This window comes from Frigoribacterium sp. PhB118 (assembly GCF_003751725.1).
GTDB lineage: Bacteria > Actinomycetota > Actinomycetes > Actinomycetales > Microbacteriaceae > Frigoribacterium.
The window spans coordinates 362,516-381,539 of record NZ_RKID01000001.1; the positions used below are offsets into that span (position 1 = coordinate 362,516).

Annotated in this window: 16 protein-coding genes, 1 tRNA gene and 1 pseudogene; 3 read left to right on the plus strand and 15 right to left on the minus strand. The window is 70.0% G+C overall.

The features are described from left to right. The first annotated feature begins 85 nt into the window (after nt 1-85). Nucleotides 86-439 carry a PaaI family thioesterase gene (locus tag EDF21_RS01625; RefSeq protein ID WP_233568385.1) on the plus strand — a complete coding sequence of 118 codons (354 nt, stop codon included), beginning with the start codon at nt 86-88 and terminating at the stop codon, nt 437-439. A 58-nt stretch (nt 440-497) separates the two neighbouring features. On the opposite strand, the gene EDF21_RS16630 is transcribed toward EDF21_RS01625, so the two are convergent. Then, entirely contained in the window at nt 498-1,103 is a 606-nt protein-coding gene (locus EDF21_RS16630; RefSeq protein ID WP_043592796.1) for an ANTAR domain-containing response regulator, read from the minus strand. Between the two features lie 39 nt (nt 1,104-1,142). On the opposite strand from EDF21_RS16630, the gene EDF21_RS01635 reads away from it, so the two are divergent. Further along, nucleotides 1,143-1,228 (plus strand) — tRNA-Leu (locus EDF21_RS01635). Nucleotides 1,229-1,520: 292 nt separating this feature from the next. Continuing rightward, a complete protein-coding gene (locus EDF21_RS01640; RefSeq protein ID WP_043592793.1) occupies nt 1,521-1,724 on the plus strand; it encodes a cold-shock protein in 204 nt (67 codons plus the stop codon). A 124-nt stretch (nt 1,725-1,848) separates the two neighbouring features. On the opposite strand, the gene EDF21_RS01645 is transcribed toward EDF21_RS01640, so the two are convergent. The 14 genes and pseudogenes from EDF21_RS01645 to hisG form a co-directional block, all read right to left on the minus strand. Next, a complete protein-coding gene (locus EDF21_RS01645; protein WP_123570083.1) occupies nt 1,849-2,475 on the minus strand; it encodes a hypothetical protein in 627 nt (208 codons plus the stop codon). Between the two features lie 85 nt (nt 2,476-2,560). Beyond that, a complete protein-coding gene (gene pyk / locus EDF21_RS01650; protein WP_056045267.1) occupies nt 2,561-4,009 on the minus strand; it encodes a pyruvate kinase in 1,449 nt (482 codons plus the stop codon). Between the two features lie 78 nt (nt 4,010-4,087). Next, nucleotides 4,088-5,545, minus strand: a complete 1,458-nt coding sequence (locus tag EDF21_RS01655; protein ID WP_123570084.1) for a glutamate synthase subunit beta — start codon at nt 5,543-5,545, stop codon at nt 4,088-4,090. Next, complete coding sequence (gltB, locus tag EDF21_RS01660; protein ID WP_056045274.1) at nt 5,538-10,115, minus strand: glutamate synthase large subunit; 4,578 nt, start codon at nt 10,113-10,115, stop codon at nt 5,538-5,540. The genes EDF21_RS01655 and gltB overlap by 8 nt, the downstream gene beginning before the upstream one ends. 288 nt (nt 10,116-10,403) lie before the next feature. Further along, a complete protein-coding gene (gene lgt, locus EDF21_RS01665) occupies nt 10,404-11,405 on the minus strand; it encodes a prolipoprotein diacylglyceryl transferase (protein WP_233568323.1) in 1,002 nt (333 codons plus the stop codon). Between the two features lie 86 nt (nt 11,406-11,491). After that, nucleotides 11,492-12,307, minus strand: a complete 816-nt coding sequence (gene trpA / locus EDF21_RS01670) for a tryptophan synthase subunit alpha (RefSeq protein ID WP_056045280.1) — start codon at nt 12,305-12,307, stop codon at nt 11,492-11,494. Next, nucleotides 12,304-13,512 carry a tryptophan synthase subunit beta gene (gene trpB, locus EDF21_RS01675; protein ID WP_056045283.1) on the minus strand — a complete coding sequence of 403 codons (1,209 nt, stop codon included), beginning with the start codon at nt 13,510-13,512 and terminating at the stop codon, nt 12,304-12,306. Before trpB ends, trpA begins: the two co-directional genes overlap by 4 nt. A 2-nt stretch (nt 13,513-13,514) precedes the next feature. Beyond that, the gene (gene trpC, locus EDF21_RS01680; RefSeq protein WP_123570085.1) at nt 13,515-14,288 is read right to left on the minus strand and encodes an indole-3-glycerol phosphate synthase TrpC; all 774 of its coding nucleotides are present in this window, start codon (nt 14,286-14,288) and stop codon (nt 13,515-13,517) included. Further along, nucleotides 14,289-14,504, minus strand: a pseudogene (locus tag EDF21_RS01685) (DUF6704 family protein); the annotation flags it as partial. A gap of 144 nt (nt 14,505-14,648) precedes the next feature. Continuing rightward, entirely contained in the window at nt 14,649-15,293 is a 645-nt protein-coding gene (locus EDF21_RS01690; protein WP_123570086.1) for a Trp biosynthesis-associated membrane protein, read from the minus strand. Beyond that, nucleotides 15,293-16,825, minus strand: coding sequence for an anthranilate synthase component I (locus tag EDF21_RS01695; protein WP_369794370.1), 1,533 nt, complete (start codon nt 16,823-16,825; stop codon nt 15,293-15,295). The genes EDF21_RS01690 and EDF21_RS01695 overlap by 1 nt, the downstream gene beginning before the upstream one ends. Further along, nucleotides 16,818-17,234: a phosphoribosyl-AMP cyclohydrolase gene (hisI, locus tag EDF21_RS01700; protein ID WP_123570087.1), complete on the minus strand. Its 417-nt coding sequence runs from the start codon at nt 17,232-17,234 to the stop codon at nt 16,818-16,820. Before hisI ends, EDF21_RS01695 begins: the two co-directional genes overlap by 8 nt. 81 nt (nt 17,235-17,315) lie before the next feature. Beyond that, the gene (gene hisF, locus EDF21_RS01705) at nt 17,316-18,122 is read right to left on the minus strand and encodes an imidazole glycerol phosphate synthase subunit HisF (RefSeq protein ID WP_123570088.1); all 807 of its coding nucleotides are present in this window, start codon (nt 18,120-18,122) and stop codon (nt 17,316-17,318) included. Nucleotides 18,123-18,124: 2 nt separating this feature from the next. Then, a complete protein-coding gene (hisG, locus tag EDF21_RS01710) occupies nt 18,125-18,964 on the minus strand; it encodes an ATP phosphoribosyltransferase (RefSeq protein WP_123570089.1) in 840 nt (279 codons plus the stop codon). Nucleotides 18,965-19,024: the final 60 nt, after the last annotated feature.

Sequence of the window (19,024 nt, forward strand, 5' to 3'; positions counted from 1 at the left end):
GAGGACCGTCGCGTCGGACGCGTCCCTGAGCGATGCCGCCGTCGAGTTGTTCCGACGACGGGGTGTCGGTGCCCTGGCCGAGAAGATGGGCATCGTGATCGACGAGATGAGCGCCGAGCGTGCCGTGGGTCGGATGCCCGTCGACGGCAACACCCAACCCGTCGGCATCCTTCACGGCGGCGCGCACGTCGTCCTGGCCGAGACCCTCGGGTCCGTGGCGGCGAACGTGCACGCGGGAGCGGGACGCGTCGCGATGGGCATCGAACTGAACGCGAGCCACAGCCGCTCGGCGGCGACCGGGTGGGTGACGGGCACCTGCACGGCCATCCATCTCGGTTCCACGCTCACGACGCACCAGGTCGTCATGACCGACGATCGCGGTCGGCTGTTGTCGACGGTCCGCATCACGAACTTCCTCACGGACGCCCGCGACCGGTGAGCCGACGAGAGAAGGCCCGCCCCGATCGTCGGGGCGGGCCTTCTCTCGTCGCGGACGACTACTTCTTGGCGCTCAACTGTTCGATGATCGCCTGGGCCACGTCGTGCATCGTCAGGCGGCGGTCCATGGACGCCTTCTGGATCCATCGGAAGGCCTCGGGTTCGGTGAGCCCCATCTTCTCGTTGAGGAGCCCCTTCGCCCGGTCGACGAGCTTGCGGGTCTCGAAGCGCTCGACCAGGTCGGCGACCTCGGCCTCGAGGGTGATGATCTGTGCGTACCGCGAGAGGGCGATCTCGATCGCGGGCAGCAGGTCGTTGGGGGTGAAGGGTTTCACGACGTAGGCGAGGGCGCCTGCCTCGCTCGCCCGCTCGACGAGCTCTTTCTGGCTGAACGCGGTCAGGAGGACGACCGGCGCGATGTGCGCCTTCGAGAGCCGCTCGGCGGCGGAGATGCCGTCCAGTTGGGGCATCTTGACGTCCATGATGACGAGGTCGGGGCGCAACTCGGTGGCGAGGGCGACGGCGGTCTCGCCGTCCCCGGCCTCTCCCACCACCTCGAAACCGTTGTCGCGGAGGATCTCGACGATGTCGAGGCGGATGAGGGACTCATCTTCGGCCACGACGACGCGACGGGGTGCTGCTGGGGTTGCTTCCTGGTCACTCACGACGTGAAGCCTACGGTATTGTCGACCTGGTTGTTGTGCGCCGGATTGGCGGAATGGCAGACGCGGAGCACTCAAAATGCTCTGTCCGTGAGGGCGTGTGGGTTCGAGTCCCACATCCGGCACCAGCCCCGGCGCGAAGCCGACCGACGAGATGTGGCTCTCCTTGCCTCGTCCGGTCATCGGGCCGACACACCGACACGAGTTCTGCTCAGAGGGTGTGTTCGTGGGCATCCGTGCACTACGCTGATGGAACTGGTTGTTGTGTTACGCATTTGTATCTCGCGACGTGCCGAAGGCCTCCTCTCACCGAGAGGGGTTCCGACGGTGGCGTCGTTCTCAGAGGGAGCGGACAAAAAGGCACCGCGACGAGCGATCTCGAAATCGAGATCGACAACTCTGATTGAAGGAACAAGAAAAATGGCAACAGGCACCGTTAAGTGGTTCAACTCCGAAAAGGGCTTCGGCTTCATCACCCCCGACGACGGAACCACTGACGTCTTCGCGCACTTCTCCGCGATCGCCGGCGACGGCTACCGCAACCTGGAAGAGAACCAGAAGGTCGAGTTCGACACGGCTCAGGGCAACAAGGGCCTCCAGGCCGAGAACATCCGCGTCATCTGACTCGGTGGCGTCCTCGTGACGCCGTCAGTCGGCGGGCTCGCCCGCCACTGAACCGAAAGCCCCGATCCGCTCCGGCGGGTCGGGGCTTTCTCCGTTCCCGTCTCGGGTGGGAGGGTCGGCCATCTCACGGCAGGGGAAAGCCGAGGAGGCGCGCCACCGGCTCGTAGTCCCGGCTCGCAGTCCGGTAGGCGCTCTCCCATTCGGCGATCCGTGCTCCGGCCTCCCTCGGGTCGGTGAACCGGTCGTCCTCGCCGCCACCGGCGACGAGGGCTTCCCGCGCCTCGCGGTATCGGCTGGTCAAGGTCGCCCAGAGGACCAGTTCGTCCCCGGTGGAGTCCTCGGGCGCCGCCCGGGCGACGTCCCACGGCACCTCGACGGCAGGCAGAGGTCCTTCCGGTGGACTCGGCGCCGCGGTCCCACGAGCTTGGTCACCCGCCCCCTCCTGGAAGATCGTCCGGGTGCCGATCGCCAGCACGGCCCCGACCGCGGCGCCGAGGACGAAGATCAGCGAGAGGGCCCAGAGGCCGTCGACCCGCCACACGGTCGCCGCCACTCCCCCGAGGAACGAGCCGCCCACGAGGGCACCGAGAGCTGCCCACCGGCCCACCCCCGCGCCTCCTCGGCTGGTCTCTCGGATCTCGGGGCCGAGGCTGCGACGAGTCTCGACCACACCGTGACCGCTCCAGGACGGCACCACGTACAAGCGGGCCTCGAACTCGAAGCACGAGGGATGACGGGCGTCCACGGACATGCCGTGAGCGTACGCCCCGCCGACACGACGAAGCCGGGGCGATCCGAGGGGATCGCCCCGGCTTCGCCAGGGGTGTCGCGGTGCGTCAGGGCTGCGACGCGTAGGCCGGAGCGGCCTCCCCGTGGGCGTCACCCACGCGGTGCACCCGGAGATCGTTCGTCGAGCCCGCGATCCCGGGAGGGGACCCGGCGATCACGATGACCTTGTCGCCCGATTCGGCGAGGTCGTTGCCGAGCAGGATGTCGTCCACCTGCGCGAACATGGCGTCGGTGTGCGTGACGGTCTCGACCAGGTAGGACTGGACGCCCCAGCTGATCGCCATGCGGCGTCGGATCGCCTCGTTGGGTGTGAAGGCCAGGATGGGGATCGAGTGACGCAGGCGCGACATGCGACGCACCGAGTCACCCGATTCGGTGAAGACGCAGAGGAACTTCGCCTGGACGAAGTCGGCGACGTCGGCCGCTGCCAGGGTGATGGCGCCGCCCTGCGTGCGCGGACGCGTGCCGAGCGGAGGGATGCGCTCGAGCCCGTGCTCTTCGGTGGAGGCCACGATGCGCGCCATGGTCTGCACCGTGATGACCGGGTACTCGCCGACGCTCGTCTCGCCCGAGAGCATGACCGCGTCGGTGCCGTCGAGGACGGCGTTGGCGACGTCCGAGGTCTCGGCGCGGGTCGGGATCGGGCTCGAGATCATGGACTCGAGCATCTGGGTGGCGACGATGACCGGCTTCGCCATGCGACGCGAGAGCTCGACCGCGTGCTTCTGCACGATGGGCACGGCCTCGAGGGGCAACTCGACGCCCAGGTCGCCACGGGCGACCATGATGCCGTCGAACGCGTCGATGATGGCCTCGAGGTTGTCGACGGCCTGGGGCTTCTCGATCTTCGCGTAGACGGGGACCTTGCGGCCCTCTTCGGCCATGATCTCGTGCACGCGCACGACGTCGTCCGCGTCGCGCACGAACGACAGGGCGATCAGGTCGGCGCCGAGTCGGAGACCCCAGCGGAGGTCGGCCTCGTCCTTGTCGGAGAGGGCGGGCACGTTGACCGCCACGCCGGGGAGGTTGATGCCCTTGTTGTTCGACACCGTGCCGGCGACGACGACCTCGGTCGTGACGACGGTGCCGTCGGTCTCGAGGACGCGGAGCTTGACGCGGCCGTCGTCGATCAGGAGCGGGTCTCCCGCCGTGACGTCGTCGGGGAGGCCCTTGAACGTCGTGCCGCAGATCTCCTTGGAACCCAGGATGTCGTCCGTGGTGATCTTGAACACGTCGCCGACCTCGAGGTCGTGCGGACCGTCGGCGAACTTGCCGAGGCGGATCTTGGGGCCCTGCAGGTCGACGAGGACCGCGACGGCGCGGCCCGAGTCGGCCGACGCCTGGCGGACGTTCGCGTAGACGCCTTCGTGGACGTCGTAGCTGCCGTGGCTGAGGTTCATGCGGGCGACGTCGACGCCGGCGTCGATGATCGCCCGGATGTCGTCGTAGCTCGACGTCGCCGGCCCGAGGGTGGCGACGATCTTTGCGCGTCTCATGTGTTCCGTTCGTGTGGGGGGAAAGGGGGTGGGACGACTACAGCCCGACTCCCACCCTATTCCCGTCGGATGGCCGGATCAGACCGAGATGGACCGATCGGTGGGCTTCACCGGGAAGGGCAGCACGGTCTGGCCCTCGAGGTAGGCGTCGACGGCGGAGGCCGTGGCGCGGCCCTCGGCGATCGCCCAGACGATGAGCGACTGACCGCGCCCGGCGTCGCCGGTCACGAAGACGCCGGGTTCGCCCGTCTCGTAGGTGGCACCGCGCTCGAGGGAGCCGCCACCGTCGAAGGTGAGCCGCAGCTGCTCCTCGATGGTGTCGCGCTCGGGTCCCGTGAAGCCGAGGGCGAGCAGGACGAGGTCGGCGGGGACCTCGCGCTCGGTGCCCGCCTTGGGGACCCGTCGCCCGTCGACGTACTCGGTCTCGGCGACGCGGATGGCCCGCACCTCGCCGACCTCGTTGGTCAGGAACTCGACCGTCGACGCGAGGTAGACCCGCTCGCCGCCTTCTTCGTGGGCGCTCGACACCTCGAACAGCGTGGGGAACATCGGCCACGGCTGTGCCTCGGGGCGTTCTTCCGGGGGCTGCTGGCCGATCGCGAGGTTGGTCACCGAGAGGGCACCCTGCCGGTGGGCGGTACCGATGCAGTCCGCACCGGTGTCGCCGCCGCCCAGCACGACGACGTGCTTGCCCTCGGCCGTGATCTGGTCGGCCACCGTGTCGCCCGCTCCGGCCCTGTTCTGCTGCACGAGGTAGTCCATGGCGAAGTGGATGCCGGACAGGTCGCGTCCCGGGATCGGCAGATCACGGGGAACCGTCGCGCCCGTCGCGACGACCACGGCGTCGTAGCGGGCCCGGAGGTCGTCCCAGGCGATGTCCCGACCGATCTCGACCCGGGCGCGGAAACGCGTGCCCTCGGCCTGCATCTGGGCGATGCGCTGCTCGATCTGCTTCTTCTCCATCTTGAAGTCGGGGATGCCGTAACGCAGCAGGCCACCGATGCGGTCCTCGCGCTCGTAGACGGCGACCGTGTGGCCGGCACGCGTGAGCTGCTGGGCGGCGGCCAGCCCGGCGGGGCCGGAACCGACGACGGCGACCGTCTTGCCCGTCAGGCGCTCGGGCGGGTGCGGGGTGACCCATCCGTTGGCGAACGCCTGGTCGATAATCGAGACCTCGACCTGCTTGATCGTCACCGGGGGCTGGTTGATGCCCAGGACGCAGGAGGACTCGCACGGCGCGGGGCAGAGACGACCGGTGAACTCCGGGAAGTTGTTGGTCGCGTGCAGGCGCTCGACGGCCTGACGGCCCTCTCCACGCCACATGAGGTCGTTCCACTCGGGGATCAGGTTGCCGAGCGGGCAGCCCTGGTGGCAGAACGGGACGCCGCAGTCCATGCAACGGCCCGCCTGACGTCGGAGCTCGCCGCTCTCCTGCTGCTCGTAGACCTCTTTCCAGTCCATGAGCCGGACCGACACGGGTCGGCGCTTGGGCAGCTCGCGGGTCTGCGTCTTCAGGAAGCCTTTGGGGTCAGCCACCGGTCACCTCCAGGATTCTCTTCCATGCTTCGTCGCCATCGGGGTCGAGACCCTCGTCGACGGCCGTCTGCCGGGTGGCGAGGACGGCGGCGTAGTCGCGGGGCAGCACCTTCACGAACTCGGCCACCGTGGCGTCGAGGTCGTCGAGCATGTGCTCCGCCACGGGTGACCCGGTCTCGGCGAGGTGCCGGCGCAACAGGTCGGTCAGGATCTCGACGTCGGCGCTGCCGAGGGGGTGGAGTTCGAGTTCACCCGAAGCGAGCGCCTCGGCGTTGACCCGTTCGGGCTTGAGCCGGTGCACGTAGGCCGTCCCTCCGGACATGCCTGCTCCGAGGTTGCGGCCCGTGTCGCCGAGGATGACGGCGAGACCGCCCGTCATGTACTCGAGCGCGTGGTCGCCCACGCCCTCCGCGACCGCGCTGGCCCCCGAGTTGCGGACCAGGAAGCGCTCCCCCACGATGCCCCGCAGGAACATGCTGCCCTGGGTCGCGCCGTAGCCGATGACGTTGCCGGCGATGACGTTCTCCTCGGCGGCGAAGGCGCTGCCGCGGGGCGGACGCACCACGACGTTGCCGCCGGAGAGGCCCTTGCCCACGTAGTCGTTGCTGTCGCCCTCGAGGCGCAGGGTGATGCCGGCGGGCAGGAACGCACCGAGCGACTGACCGGCCGAACCACTGAGGTTGATCTCGATGCTGCCGTCGGGCAGGCCGTGCTCACCGTGTCGCAGGGTGACCTCGTGCCCGAGCATGGTGCCGACCGCCCGCTCGGTGTTGCGGATCGGGAGCGTGATCTCGACGTGCCCACCGTTCTCCAGCACGTCGGCACTGCGCTCGATCAGCTGCACGTCGAAGTGCTCGTCGAGGCCGTGGTCCTGCGAGGTGCGGTTGCGTCGGGGCTCGTCGTCGGAGAACGTCGGACCGACCAGCACCGGGGCGAGGTCGAGACCCGAGGCCTTCCAGTGGTCGACGGCGCGGTCGACGTCGAGGACGTCCGTCCGGCCGATGGCCTCGTCGAGACTGCGGAAGCCCAGCGCGGCGAGGTACTCGCGCACCTCCTGTGCGAGGAACTCGAAGAAGTTGACGACGAACTCCGGCTTGCCGGAGAAGCGGGCACGGAGCTCGGGGTTCTGGGTCGCCACACCGACCGGGCAGGTGTCGAGGTGGCAGACCCTCATCATGATGCAGCCCTCGACGATCAACGGCGCCGTGGCGAAGCCGAACTCCTCGCCGCCGAGCAGGGCGGCGATGAGGACGTCGCGGCCGGTCTTCATCTGACCGTCGACCTGGACGACGACACGCTCGCGCATCCCGTTCAACATGAGGGTCTGCTGGGTCTCGGCGAGGCCGATCTCCCAGGGCGTGCCCGCGTGCTTGAGCGAGTTCAGCGGGCTCGCGCCGGTGCCCCCGTCGTGGCCGGACACGAGCACGACGTCGGCCAGGGCCTTCGTGACCCCTGCCGCGACCGCGCCGATGCCGGACTGGCTCACGAGCTTGACGTGGACGCGGGCCTTGGGGTTGGCGCGCTTGACGTCGAAGATCAGCTGCTTGAGGTCCTCGATCGAGTAGATGTCGTGGTGCGGCGGCGGCGAGATGAGACCGACGCCGGCCGTCGCGTGACGCGTTCGTGCCACCCAGGGGTAGACCTTCGTCGGCGGGAGCTGACCGCCCTCGCCCGGCTTGGCGCCCTGGGCCATCTTGAGCTGGATGTCGGTGGCGTGCGTCAGGTACATGCTGGTGACCCCGAAGCGCCCGGAGGCCACCTGTTTCACGGCGCTGCGGCGCTCCGGGTCGAGGAGGCGGTCGACGTCCTCTCCGCCCTCGCCGGTGTTGGATTTGCCGCCGAGGCGGTTCATCGCGATGGCGAGGGTCTCGTGCGCCTCCTGCGAGATCGAGCCGTAGCTCATCGCCCCCGTCGAGAACCGCTTCACGATCGACTCGATGGGCTCGACCTCGTCGAGCGGGACGGCCGGGCGGACGCCGTGCTTGAGCCGGAACAGCCCGCGCAGCGTCATCAGCTGCTCGGCCTGGTCGTCGACGAGCTTGGTGTACTCGCGGAAGATGTCGTAGCGGCGGGTGCGCGTGGCGTGCTGCAGCCGGAACACGGTGTCGGGGTTGAAGAGGTGCCGGGGACCCTCGCGGCGCCACTGGTACTCGCCGCCGGTGGCCAGCCGCTCGTGCGCGATGACGGAGCCGTCGCTGGGGTAGGCGCTCGTGTGTCGCTGCTTGTTCTCGGCCGCGATGACGTCGATCCCCACGCCTCCGAGCATCGACGAGGTACCGGTAAAGTACGTGTCGACGAACTCCTGGCTGAGGCCCACGGCCTCGAAGGCCTGCGCCGCGGCGTAGCTCGACACCGTCGAGATGCCCATCTTCGACATGATCTTGAGCACGCCCTTACCGAGAGCCTTGATCAGGTTGTGCACGGCGTCCTCGGGGCTCAGCCCGGTGATCATCCCGGCCCTCACGAGGTTCTCGCAGGTCTCCATCGCGAGGTACGGGTTGACCGCGGACGCGCCGTAGCCGATCAGCGTGGCCACGTGGTGCACCTCGCGCACGTCACCGGCCTCGACGATCAGGCCGACCTTCATGCGGTTCTCGGTGCGGATCAGGTGGTGGTGCACCGCAGCGATCATGAGCAGCGACGGCACCGGGGCGAAGTCGGCGTTCGAGTCGCGGTCGGAGAGGACGATGAACTCGGCACCGGCCTCGATCGCGTCGTCCACCTCGTTGCACATGGCGGCGATGCGCTTCTCGAGTGCCCGCGGGCCCTTGTCGGCGCGGTACAACCCGCGGATGGTCGACGTCTTGCGGGACCCGGGGCTCGGGTCGATGTGCTGGATCTTGGCGAGCTCGTCGTTGTCGATGACCGGGAAGTCCAGGATCACCTGGCGGGCGTGCTCGGGGGTCGCAGCGAGCAGGTTGCGCTCGGGACCGAGACCCAGCTTGAGCGACGTGACCACCGACTCGCGGATGGAGTCGAGCGGCGGGTTCGTCACCTGGGCGAACTGCTGCGTGAAGTAGTCGAACAGGAGGCGCGGGCGCTCGGACAGGACGGCGATCGGCGTGTCGCTTCCCATGGCACCCAGGGGCTCCGCGCCGGTCTTCGCCATCGGCGTCAACAGGATGCGGACCTCTTCTTCGGTGTACCCGAAGGTGCGCTGACGGCGGGTGACCGACGCCGGGGTGTGCACGATGTGCTCGCGTTCGGGCAGCTCCGAGAGGTGGATGCGCCCCTCGGCGAGCCACTCGCCGTAGGGCGCGGCCGTGGCGAGGTCGCGTTTGATCTCGTCGTCCTCGATGATGCGGCCGGCCTCGGTGTCGACCAGGAACATCTTGCCGGGGCGGAGCCGTCCCTTGCGGACCACCTTGGCGGGGTCGACGTCGATGACGCCGATCTCGCTCGCGAGGACCACGAGGCCGTCGTCGGTGACGAGGTAGCGGCCCGGCCGCAGGCCGTTGCGGTCGAGGGTGGCGCCGACGTGCGTGCCGTCGGTGAACGTGATGGCCGCGGGGCCGTCCCACGCCTCCATGAGCATCGAGTGGTACTCGTAGAAGTCGCGCAGGGTGGGGTCGATGTCGACCTGGTTCTCCCACGCCTCGGGGACCATCATCATGACCGCGTGCGGCAGGGACCGGCCGGTCAGGCTGAGCAACTCGACGACCTCGTCGAACGACGCCGAGTCGCTCGCCCCGGGGCTGACGATGGGGAGGATGGGCTTCAGGTCGCCGATGAGCTCGTTCTCGAGCTGGGACTGCCGGGCACGCATCCAGTTGCGGTTGCCCCGGACCGTGTTGATCTCGCCGTTGTGGGCGATCATGCGGAACGGCTGTGCCAGCGGCCACGACGGGAACGTGTTCGTCGAGTAGCGCGAGTGCACGATCGCGAGTTTCGAGGCAAAGCGCTCGTCGCTCAGGTCGGGGTAGAACGGCTCGAGCTGAAGTGTGGTGACCATGCCCTTGTAGACCATGGTCCGGCTGCCCAGAGAGGTGAAGTAGGCCGAGAGTTTGCGCTCGGCACGCTTGCGCAGCCGGAACGCCTGGCGGTCGAGCGCGACGCCGGCGAGCGGGACGCCGTCGGCGTCGTGGTGCCTGCTGGCGACGAAGAGCTGCTCGAAGGCGGGCATCGCGTTGCGCGCCAACGTGCCGAGTTCTTCGGGGCGCACGGGGACCTCGCGCCAGCCGAGGACGTCGAGGTGCTCGAGGTCGGCGATGCGCTCGATGCCCGTCTTCAGCTCGGAGCGCTCCTGCTCGTCGAGGGGCAGGTAGGCGATGCCCACCGCGTACTGGCCGGCCGGCGGCAGGTCGAAGTCGACCTCGTGGCGCAGGAACTCGTCGGGCACCTGGCAGAGGATGCCCGCACCGTCCCCGGTGCCGGCGTCGGAACCCACGGCACCTCGGTGCTCGAGGTTCCGGAGGGCCCGCAGGGCGGTGTCGACGATGTCGTGACCGGGGGTTCCACGGAGGGTCGCCACCATGGCGAGGCCACAGGCGTCCTTCTCGTTGCGCGGGTCGTAGAGGCCGCTGGCCTCGGGGACCGTGCTGAACTGCTGGTGTGCTGGCGTGAGAGCCATGGAATCCGTCCTCACGAAGAGATCCGACAGGGGGCGGGACGACGTCGGCCCGAGGTGCCTGACGGGGCCGGCTTCTGTGGGCGGCCCCGACTCGGCGGGAGAGGTCGGCTCGTGGCGACCGTGGGCGTGCACGCCGGCGGGAGGGGCCGACTGCGCTCGATCTTACGAGGCGCGGGTGCGTGCACGGGACCGTGTCGCGGGCGGATCGTTCGCACCGGGATGGGGTGGAGGGGATCGGGCGCCACGACGGTGGGGCGCCGGGCCCGCGGTCGTCGTGGAGTGGACGACCTAGGGACGCGGTGAGCGATCGGTGTTGTCGTCCGATGCGCCGACGGTGACCAACTCGGGTTCGTCGTTCTCCGTGTACGTGCCGTCAGAGTCTACAGCAGCCGCCCGCTCGCTCGGCGCACGGCCGGGCACGTAGGGGCCGGGGACCGTGCCGGTGTGGCGGCGGGAGGCGAGGACGAAGAGGACGATCCCGAGGACGATGGCGAAGAAGCTCATCCAGACGTTGGTGCGGATGCCGAAGAAGAGCAGGCTGGGATCGGTGCGGATCGACTCGAACCAGGCCCGTCCGATGCCGTACCAGACCAGGTAGAAGGCCAACGACCGACCCCACTGCATGGGGGCCTTCTTCTCGAGGAGCACGAGGATCGCGACGCCGGCGAGCATCCAGACGATCTCGTAGAGGAAGGTCGGGTGGAAGAGCGTGCCCTCGGGCAGGCCGGTGGGGTAGGCGGCGTTCGTGGACTCGATCTCGAGGCCCCAGGGCAGGTCGGTCGGCATGCCGAAGAGCTCGTGGTTGAACCAGTTGCCGAGGCGTCCGAAGGCCTGCGCGACGAGCAGGCCGGGGGCGAGGGCGTCGGCGAAGACCGTGAACCGGAGACCGGTGAAGCGGCAACCGAGCCAGACGCCGACGGCACCCAACAGCAGGGCGCCGTAGATGGCGAGGCCGCCCTCCCACACGAAGAGGACGTGGATGTACTGGTCGGGCGAGGAGAAGTAGTCCGCCGGGTGGGTGATGACGTGGAACAGGCGTCCCCCCGCGATGCCGAACACCACGGCCCAGATGGCCACGTCGATGACGATGCCCTTCTCCGCCCCCTGCCGGTTCAGACGGTGGTTCGTGATGACCACCGCTGCGACGATGCCGACGAGGATGCAGATCGCGTAGGCGTGTATCCGCAGCGAGCCGGGCAACGACGCCCCGAAGGTCGAGTTCAACCAGGCGGTGACGTCGAAGTACTGCCAGGCGGCCGACGGGCTCGGGATGCTCAAGGGAACGAACACGGGCGTGATGCCTTTCGGAGGGGGTGCGGAGCGTCGGTCACCCGACGGGTGACGACTCTAGCGCGAGGGCGTCGGACCCGAGGGGGTCAGGAGGCGGAGGGGGCCGCGCCGGACGACAGGTCGGCGGAGACCTCGGCGAGGCGTTCGACCCCGCCGTCGGCGAGGGCACGGACGAAGGCCGAACCGATGATGGCACCGTCGGCGTAGTCGAGCACCTCGCGGACCTGCTGGGCCGTGGAGATGCCGAGACCGACGCAGGCGTTCTCGACGCCCACCTCGCGGAGTCGGGCGACGAGGGTGCTCGCCGCCGCGTCGACGTCGGTTCGGGCTCCTGTGATGCCCATCGTCGAGACGGTGTAGACGAAGCCGCGACTACTGGCCACGGCCTGCCGGAGGCGCGAGTCGCTGGACGACGGAGCGGCCAGGAACACCCGGTCGAGGTCGGCGGCCTCGGCCGCGGACATCCACGCGTCGGCCTCGTCGGGGATGAGGTCGGGGGTGATGAGCCCGGCACCGCCCGCGGCCGCGAGGTCGTCGGCGAACCGCTGGACGCCGTACTGCTCGACCGGGTTCCAGTAGGTCATCGGGATGACCGGGGCGTCGACGCGGGAGGTGATCTCACGGATCGCCGTGAAGACGTCGCGCACGCGGAACCCCTCGGCGAGGGACCGCTGTGTGGCTGCCTGGATGACCGGGCCGTCCATCACGGGGTCGGAGTACGGGATGCCGAGTTCGATGACGTCGATGCCGTTCTCGGCCATCGCCACCGCGGCCTCGATGCTGGTGTCGAGATCGGGGAACCCGACCGGCAGGTATCCGACGACGGCGCCGCTCCCGGCGTCTCGCCGGGCCCGGATCGCGTCGCCGACCTTGCTCGTCCCGGCGGGGACTGCGGCGGTCACAGCTGCTGTGCCTTCTCGTCGAGGACGCCGAAGTACCGGCTCGCGGTCGAGACGTCCTTGTCGCCACGGCCGCTGAGCGAGACCAGGATCGTCCAGTCGGGGTGCTCCAGACCGAGCTTGATCGTGCCCGCCAGGGCGTGTGCCGACTCGATCGCGGGCATGATGCCCTCGGTCTGCGAGAGCAGTCGGAAGGCCTGCATCGCCTCGTCGTCGGTGATCGGCTGGTACTCGGCCCGGCCCGACTCGGACAACCAGGCGTGCTCCGGGCCGACGCTCGGGTAGTCGAGGCCCGCGGAGATGGAGTGGCTCTCGAGCGTCTGACCGTCTTCGTCCTGCATGAGGTACGACTTGGTGCCCTGGAGGTTGCCGATGCGGCCGAGGGTGATCGACGCCGCGTGACGGCCCGTCTCGACGCCGTCCCCGCCGGCCTCGAAGCCGAACAACCGCACCGAGGGGTCGTCGAGGAACGCGTGGAAGATGCCCATGGCGTTCGAGCCGCCGCCGACGCAGGCCGTCACGGCGTCGGGCAGTGCTCCGGTCAGGTCGAGGACCTGCTGGCGGGCCTCTTCGCCGATGATCTTGTGGAAGTCGCGCACCATGGCCGGGAACGGGTGCGGACCGGCGACCGTGCCCAGCACGTAGTGCGTGGTGTCGACGCTGGAGACCCAGTCGCGCATGGCGTCGTTGATGGCGTCCTTGAGGGTGCGGGAGCCCGTCGTGACCGAGACGACTTCGGCTCCGAGCAGGCGCATCCGCGCGACGTTGAGCGCCTGGCGCTCGGTGTCGACCTGCCCCATGTACACGACGCACTCCATGCCGAAGAGGGCGGCGGCGGTGGCCGTCGCGACGCCGTGCTGACCGGCTCCGGTCTCGGCGATCAGGCGAGTCTTGCCGAGCTTTCGGGCCAGCAGCGCCTGTCCGAGCACGTTGTTGATCTTGTGGGACCCCGTGTGGTTGAGGTCTTCACGCTTGAGGATGATGCGGGCACCACCGGCGTGCTGGGCGAACCTCGGAACCTCGGTGATGATCGACGGCCGGCCCGTGTAGGTGGCGTGGAGAGCCGTCAGCTCGGCGGCGAACTCGGGGTCGACGGCCGCGGCCTTGTAGGCCGCGTCGAGCTCGTCGAGGGCGGCCACCAGGGACTCGGGGACGAAGCGACCCCCGAACGAACCGAAATACGGACCTGTCTCGTCGCGCAGTGCCATGGTCAGACCTCCAGGAAGCGGGTGATGGCGTCGGCGGGGTCGCCGTGGGTCACGAGGGCTTCGCCCACGAGCACGACGTCGGCACCGGAGCGACGGTAGTGGGCGACGTCGTCGGGCGACGAGACCGCCGACTCGGCGACGCGGGTGACGCCCGTCGGGATCGAGTGCGACAGGCGACCGAAGAGGTCCCTGTCGAGTTCGAAGGTCGTGAGGTCGCGGGCGTTGACGCCGAGGACGGTGGCACCGGCGTCGAGGCCGCGCGACACCTCGTCGGCGGAGTGCGCCTCGATGAGTGCGGTCATGCCCAGTTGCCTCACGAGGTCGTGCAATTCGAGGAGGCGAGGCTGTTCGAGCCCGGCGACGATCAGCAGCACGAGATCGGCACCGGCCGCCCGGGCCTCGAACACCTGGTACGGGTCGGCGATGAAGTCCTTGCGGAGGACGGGCACGTCGACTGCGGTGCGAACGGCCTCGAGGTCGGCGAGGGAGCCCTTGAACTTCCGGCCCTCGGTGAGGACGCTGATCGCGCTCGCTCCCCCGGCCGCGTAGGAGCGGGCCAGAGACGCCGGGTCGGCGATGGTCGAGAGGTGGCCCCGTGACGGGCTGGCGCGCTTCACCTCGGCGATGACCTTGACACGGTCGCCGGGGGCGAGGGCGGTGCGGGCGTCGAGTGCGGGCTCACGAGAGAGCGCCGCTGCCTCGACGGCGGCGAACGGGAGGGACTCGCGGCGTGCTGCGGCGTCGGCCACGGCACCCGCGTAGAGGTCGTCGAGCACCTAGTTGTGGGCCTTCGGCACGTAGCGGTGACCACCGACGCCGTAACCGGCCTTCTTGAGCACGAGACCGACGATCAGTCCGACGACGACCAGGCCGGCCGACGCCCAGACGATCCACGGGACGTCGAGGAAGAAGGCCAGCGTGCCGATGGCGAAGCCGACCAGCATGATGACGACGGCGGTCCAGGCGGCGGGCGAGTTGCCGTGCCCGAGGTCGTCGGCCGTCTCGGTGTCGCGGCCCTTCGAGCCGGAGTCGACCTTCGCGGGGGCGTTCGCGAGGGGCGCGTCGCCACCGGACGGGGTGCTCGTCGTGTTCGTGCTCACAGTGCTCCTTGGATCAGGTCGGTACGAGGGCTGAGTCTACCGGGTACGACCCGGCTCGGTGGGGCCCGACCCGCCCCCGTCGAGGTGCGCCGGGTCGTCGGTGGGATCGTCGCCGCCCGACAGCGCGTCCCAGGCGGCCGCCGGATCGGCCGAGGGATCCGTGGCGACCAGTCGCGTGGCGGAGTACTTGCGGGTGGCCTGGGGCCAGGCGCCCGCGAGGAGCACGGTGGCGACTCCGAGGAGCGCAGCGAGGACGCCGGCCACGAGCCCGAGCCAGGGCCAGGCCGTGGGCTCGACCGAGGAGACGATGGCCCGGATCGAGTCGGTGCCGTCGACGCCCGTGGCGGTCGTCACGGCGCTCCCCGAGGCGCGCACGGGGTCGGCCAGGGCGGTCGACGTCGTGACGACCACGCTGACGCCCAGTGCCACCTGGAGAACCCCCAGGACGACGCGGAAGACGCGGCCGGCGATCGTGAGCGCCCCGAAGAGCGCCAGGCTGGCCAGCGACAGGGCGGACAACGGCGCACCGGCGACGTCACCGGCGACGTCGAGCGGGAGGTCTCCGCCCTGGGGGGAGGCGACGACGACGTGGAACCAGTCCTGCGTCCAGGACAGCAGGGCGAGTCCCGCGAGCAGGATGCCCCCGAGGATCGTCGTGAGCTTCAGGCGACGAGCGGGCATCAGCGGAGCCGTGCCATGGCGTTCGCGACCGCGACGGCACGCAAGGGGGCCGCGGCCTTGTTGCGTGCCTCCTGGTTCTCGGCGACCGGGTCGCTGTCGGCGACGAGACCGGCACCCGCCTGCACGCGGGCCACGCCGTCCTGCAACAGGACGGTGCGGATCGCGATCGCGACGTCGGCCGAGCCGGCGAAGTCGAAGTAGCCGACCACTCCCCCGTAGACGCCCCGCTGGGCGGGCTCGAGCTCGTCGATGATCTCGAGGGCCCGGGGCTTGGGAGCACCCGACAATGTGCCGGCCGGGAAGGTGGCACGGAACGCGTCGATGGCGTCCTTGCCGGGAGCGAGGTCGCCCTCGACGCTCGAGACGAGGTGCATGATGTGGCTGAACCGTTCGACCTGCATGAACTCGGTGACCTCGACGGTTCCCGGCGTGCACACCTTGAGCAGGTCGTTGCGGGCGAGGTCGACCAGCATGAGGTGCTCGGCGCGTTCTTTCTCGTCCGAGGCGAGTTCGTCGGCGAAGCGCTGGTCCTCGTCGGGCGAGGCTCCGCGGGGCTTCGACCCGGCGATGGGATGCGTGTAGGCCCGCCGGCCGTCGACCTTGACCAGCGCCTCGGGCGACGAGCCCACGATCGTGTACGGCCGGCCCTGCACGTCGTCGAGGGTCACCAGGTACATGTACGGGCTCGGGTTGAGCGTCCGCAGCACCCGGTAGACGTCGAGCGGCTCGGCCGTGACCTCGTGGTCGAAGCGCTGGGAGACGACGACCTGGAAGACGTCGCCGTCGTGGATGAACTGCTTCGACCGCCGGATCGCGTGCGCGTACTCGTCGTCGGTCGAACGCCGGGTCGGCGTGGCCTCGATCGTCAGGTCGACGTCGGACAGGAACGCCTCGCTCGGGGCCGCGAGTCGGGATTGGAGGTCGTCGAGTCGGGACTGCGCGTCGGCCCACAGGACGTCGGGCTCGTCGGTTCCGTCGTTCAACGCGGTGGCGACGAGCAGGACGGCACCCGTGCGGTGGTCGAGGGCCACGAGCTCGGACACGAAGCTGAGCGCCTGGGAGGGCACCGTGAACTCGGCCGGCGGCGCGTCGGGAAGGTGTTCGAGCTCGCGCACGGCCTCCCAGCCGATGAACCCGACGAGGCCGCCGGTGAGGGGCGGCATGCCGTCGATGCGCGGGGTCGCCCACCGATGGTGCAGGGCGGAGAGCACCTCGAGGGGACGGCCGACGGCATCGCCCAGCGCCCGGTCGCGGTCGATGCCGTAGTCGATCCAGCGGGCCTCGCCGTCGTCGGTCGTGAGCACGCCGAACGACGAGACGCCGACGAAGGACCACCGGGACCAGATCCCTCCCTGGGCCGCCGACTCGAGGAGGAAGCTGCCGGGCCTGCCGTCGGCGAGCTTGCGGTACACCCCCACGGGCGTCTCGCCGTCGGCGAACAGGTCGCGGACGACCGGGACGACCCGGTGCCCGGCCAGCCGCTCGTCGAACTGGGCCCGGGTCGTCGAGGTGCGGATCGGGGCGTCAGCCACGGAGGCCTCCGGTGGGGTCGGTGTCGCCGGACGGCAGGGACGAGGAGGCGGTGGCCGGCTCGAGCGGGTCGACCTCGAAACAGGAGTGCGAGCCCGTGTGGCAGGCGGCGCCGATCTGTTCGACCGTGACGAGCAGCACGTCGTCGTCACAGTCGAGGGCGGCGGCGCGGACGAACTGCGCGTGACCGGACGTGTCGCCCTTGCGCCAGTACTCCTCTCGAGAGCGGGACCAGAAGGTGACGCGCCCCTCGGTGAGGGTGCGGCGGAGCGCCTCGGCGTCCATCCACCCCATCATGAGCACGTCTTTCGTGCCCTCTTGTTGGATGATGGCGGGCAGCAGGCCCGACGCGTCGAACCGGGCACGGGCGACGACGGGCTCGACCGTCTCACGCGTCAGCTGGTCGGTCATGGTGTGCTCCTCGATGCGATGCGATGCGATGCGATGCGATGTCGGCTGGTCGGCTGCGGCCCGGTGCGGTGACGGCCCGCCTCAGCGGACGACGGCCCCCGACCGGGCCAGCTCGTCCTTGACCTGGCCGATGGTGAGTTCGCCGTTGTGGAAGACCGACGCCGCGAGCACGGCGTCGGCACCCGCCTCGATGGCCGGGGCGAAGTGCTCGAGCCGACCTGCCCCTCCGGACGCGACAACCGGCACCCGGCTGAGCTCGCGAATGGCGCGGACGAGTTCGAGATCGAAGCCCTGCTTGGTGCCGTCGGCGTCGATCGAGTTGACGAGCAACTCACCCGCCCCGCGTTCGATGGCCTCACGCGCCCAGGCGAGCGCGTCGAGGGTCGTCTCGGTGCGACCGCCGTGGGTCGTGACGACGAAGCCGGAGGGGGTGCTGCTCGAACGCTTGACGTCGAGCGAGAGGACGACCGCCTGGGCTCCGAACCGGTCGGCGATCTCGCCGATCAGGTCGGGCCGCGCGATGGCGGCGCTGTTCACGCCGATCTTGTCGGCCCCCGCCGCCTGCAGCCGGGCGACGTCGTCGGTGGTGCGCACGCCGCCCCCGACCGTCAGCGGGATGAAGACCTGCTCGGCCGTCGCTCGGACGACGTCGTAGGTGGTCGACCGCTCGTCGACCGTGGCGGTGACGTCGAGGAAGGTGATCTCGTCGGCACCCTGCTCGTAGTACGTGCGGGCCAGCTCGACCGGGTCGCCCGCGTCGCGCAGGTCGAGGAAGTTGACGCCCTTCACCACGCGGCCGGCGGCCACGTCGAGGCACGGGATGACCCGGACGGCGAGGGAGGCGTCGGCGGCGACCGCGCCGGGGACGACCGCGTCGTCGGCGGTCACGGCTACAGCCTCGCGGCGTGGATCGGGCTGACCAGGATCGCCCGGGCGCCGAGGTCGTAGAGGGCGTCCATGACCTGGTTGGTGTCGGACCGCGGGACCATCACGCGGACGGCTGCCCAGTCGCGGTCGTGCAGCGGGGAGACGGTGGGCGACTCCATGCCGCCGGCGACGGCGGTCGCGGCGTCCAGCTTGTCGACCGGGACGTCGTAGTCCATGAGGACGTACTGCCGGGCCACGAGGACGCCCTGCAGGCGACGGTGGAGGACCGCCAGACCGTCCACCTCGGCGTCGGACGAGATGAGGACGGCCGTCGACTCGAGGATGACCGGCCCGAAGATCTCGAGCCCGGCCGCACGCAGGGTCGCACCGGTCGACACGACGTCGGCCACGGCGTCGGCGACGCCCAGCTGCACGGCGCTCTCGACCGCTCCGTCGAGCGGCACGAGGGTCGCGGTGACGCCGTGGCTCTCGAGGAACGAGCCGACGAGACCGGCGTAGCTCGTGGCGACCCGGGTGCCCTGCAGCTGGCGGAGGTCGGCGAAACGGCCGGGAGGGCCCGCGAAACGGAAGGTCGAGCCGCCGAAGTCGAGGGGAGCGACCTCGTGTGCGGGCGAGTGCGAGTCGAGCAGCAGGTCGCGACCCGTGATGCCCACGTCGAGGGCGCCCGACCCCACGTAGGTCGCGATGTCGCGCGGGCGGAGGTAGAAGAACTCGACGCCGTTGCGCGGGTCCTCGACGTGGAGGGTCTTGGGGTCTCGGCGACCGGTGTAGCCGGCCTCGGCGAGCATGGCGGAGGCGGTCTCGCTGAGCGATCCCTTGTTGGGCACTGCGACGCGGAGCATGGGGTTCTCTGTCTGCTGGGGCGCCGCGCGAGCGGCGTGACGAACGGGGGTGACGGAGGC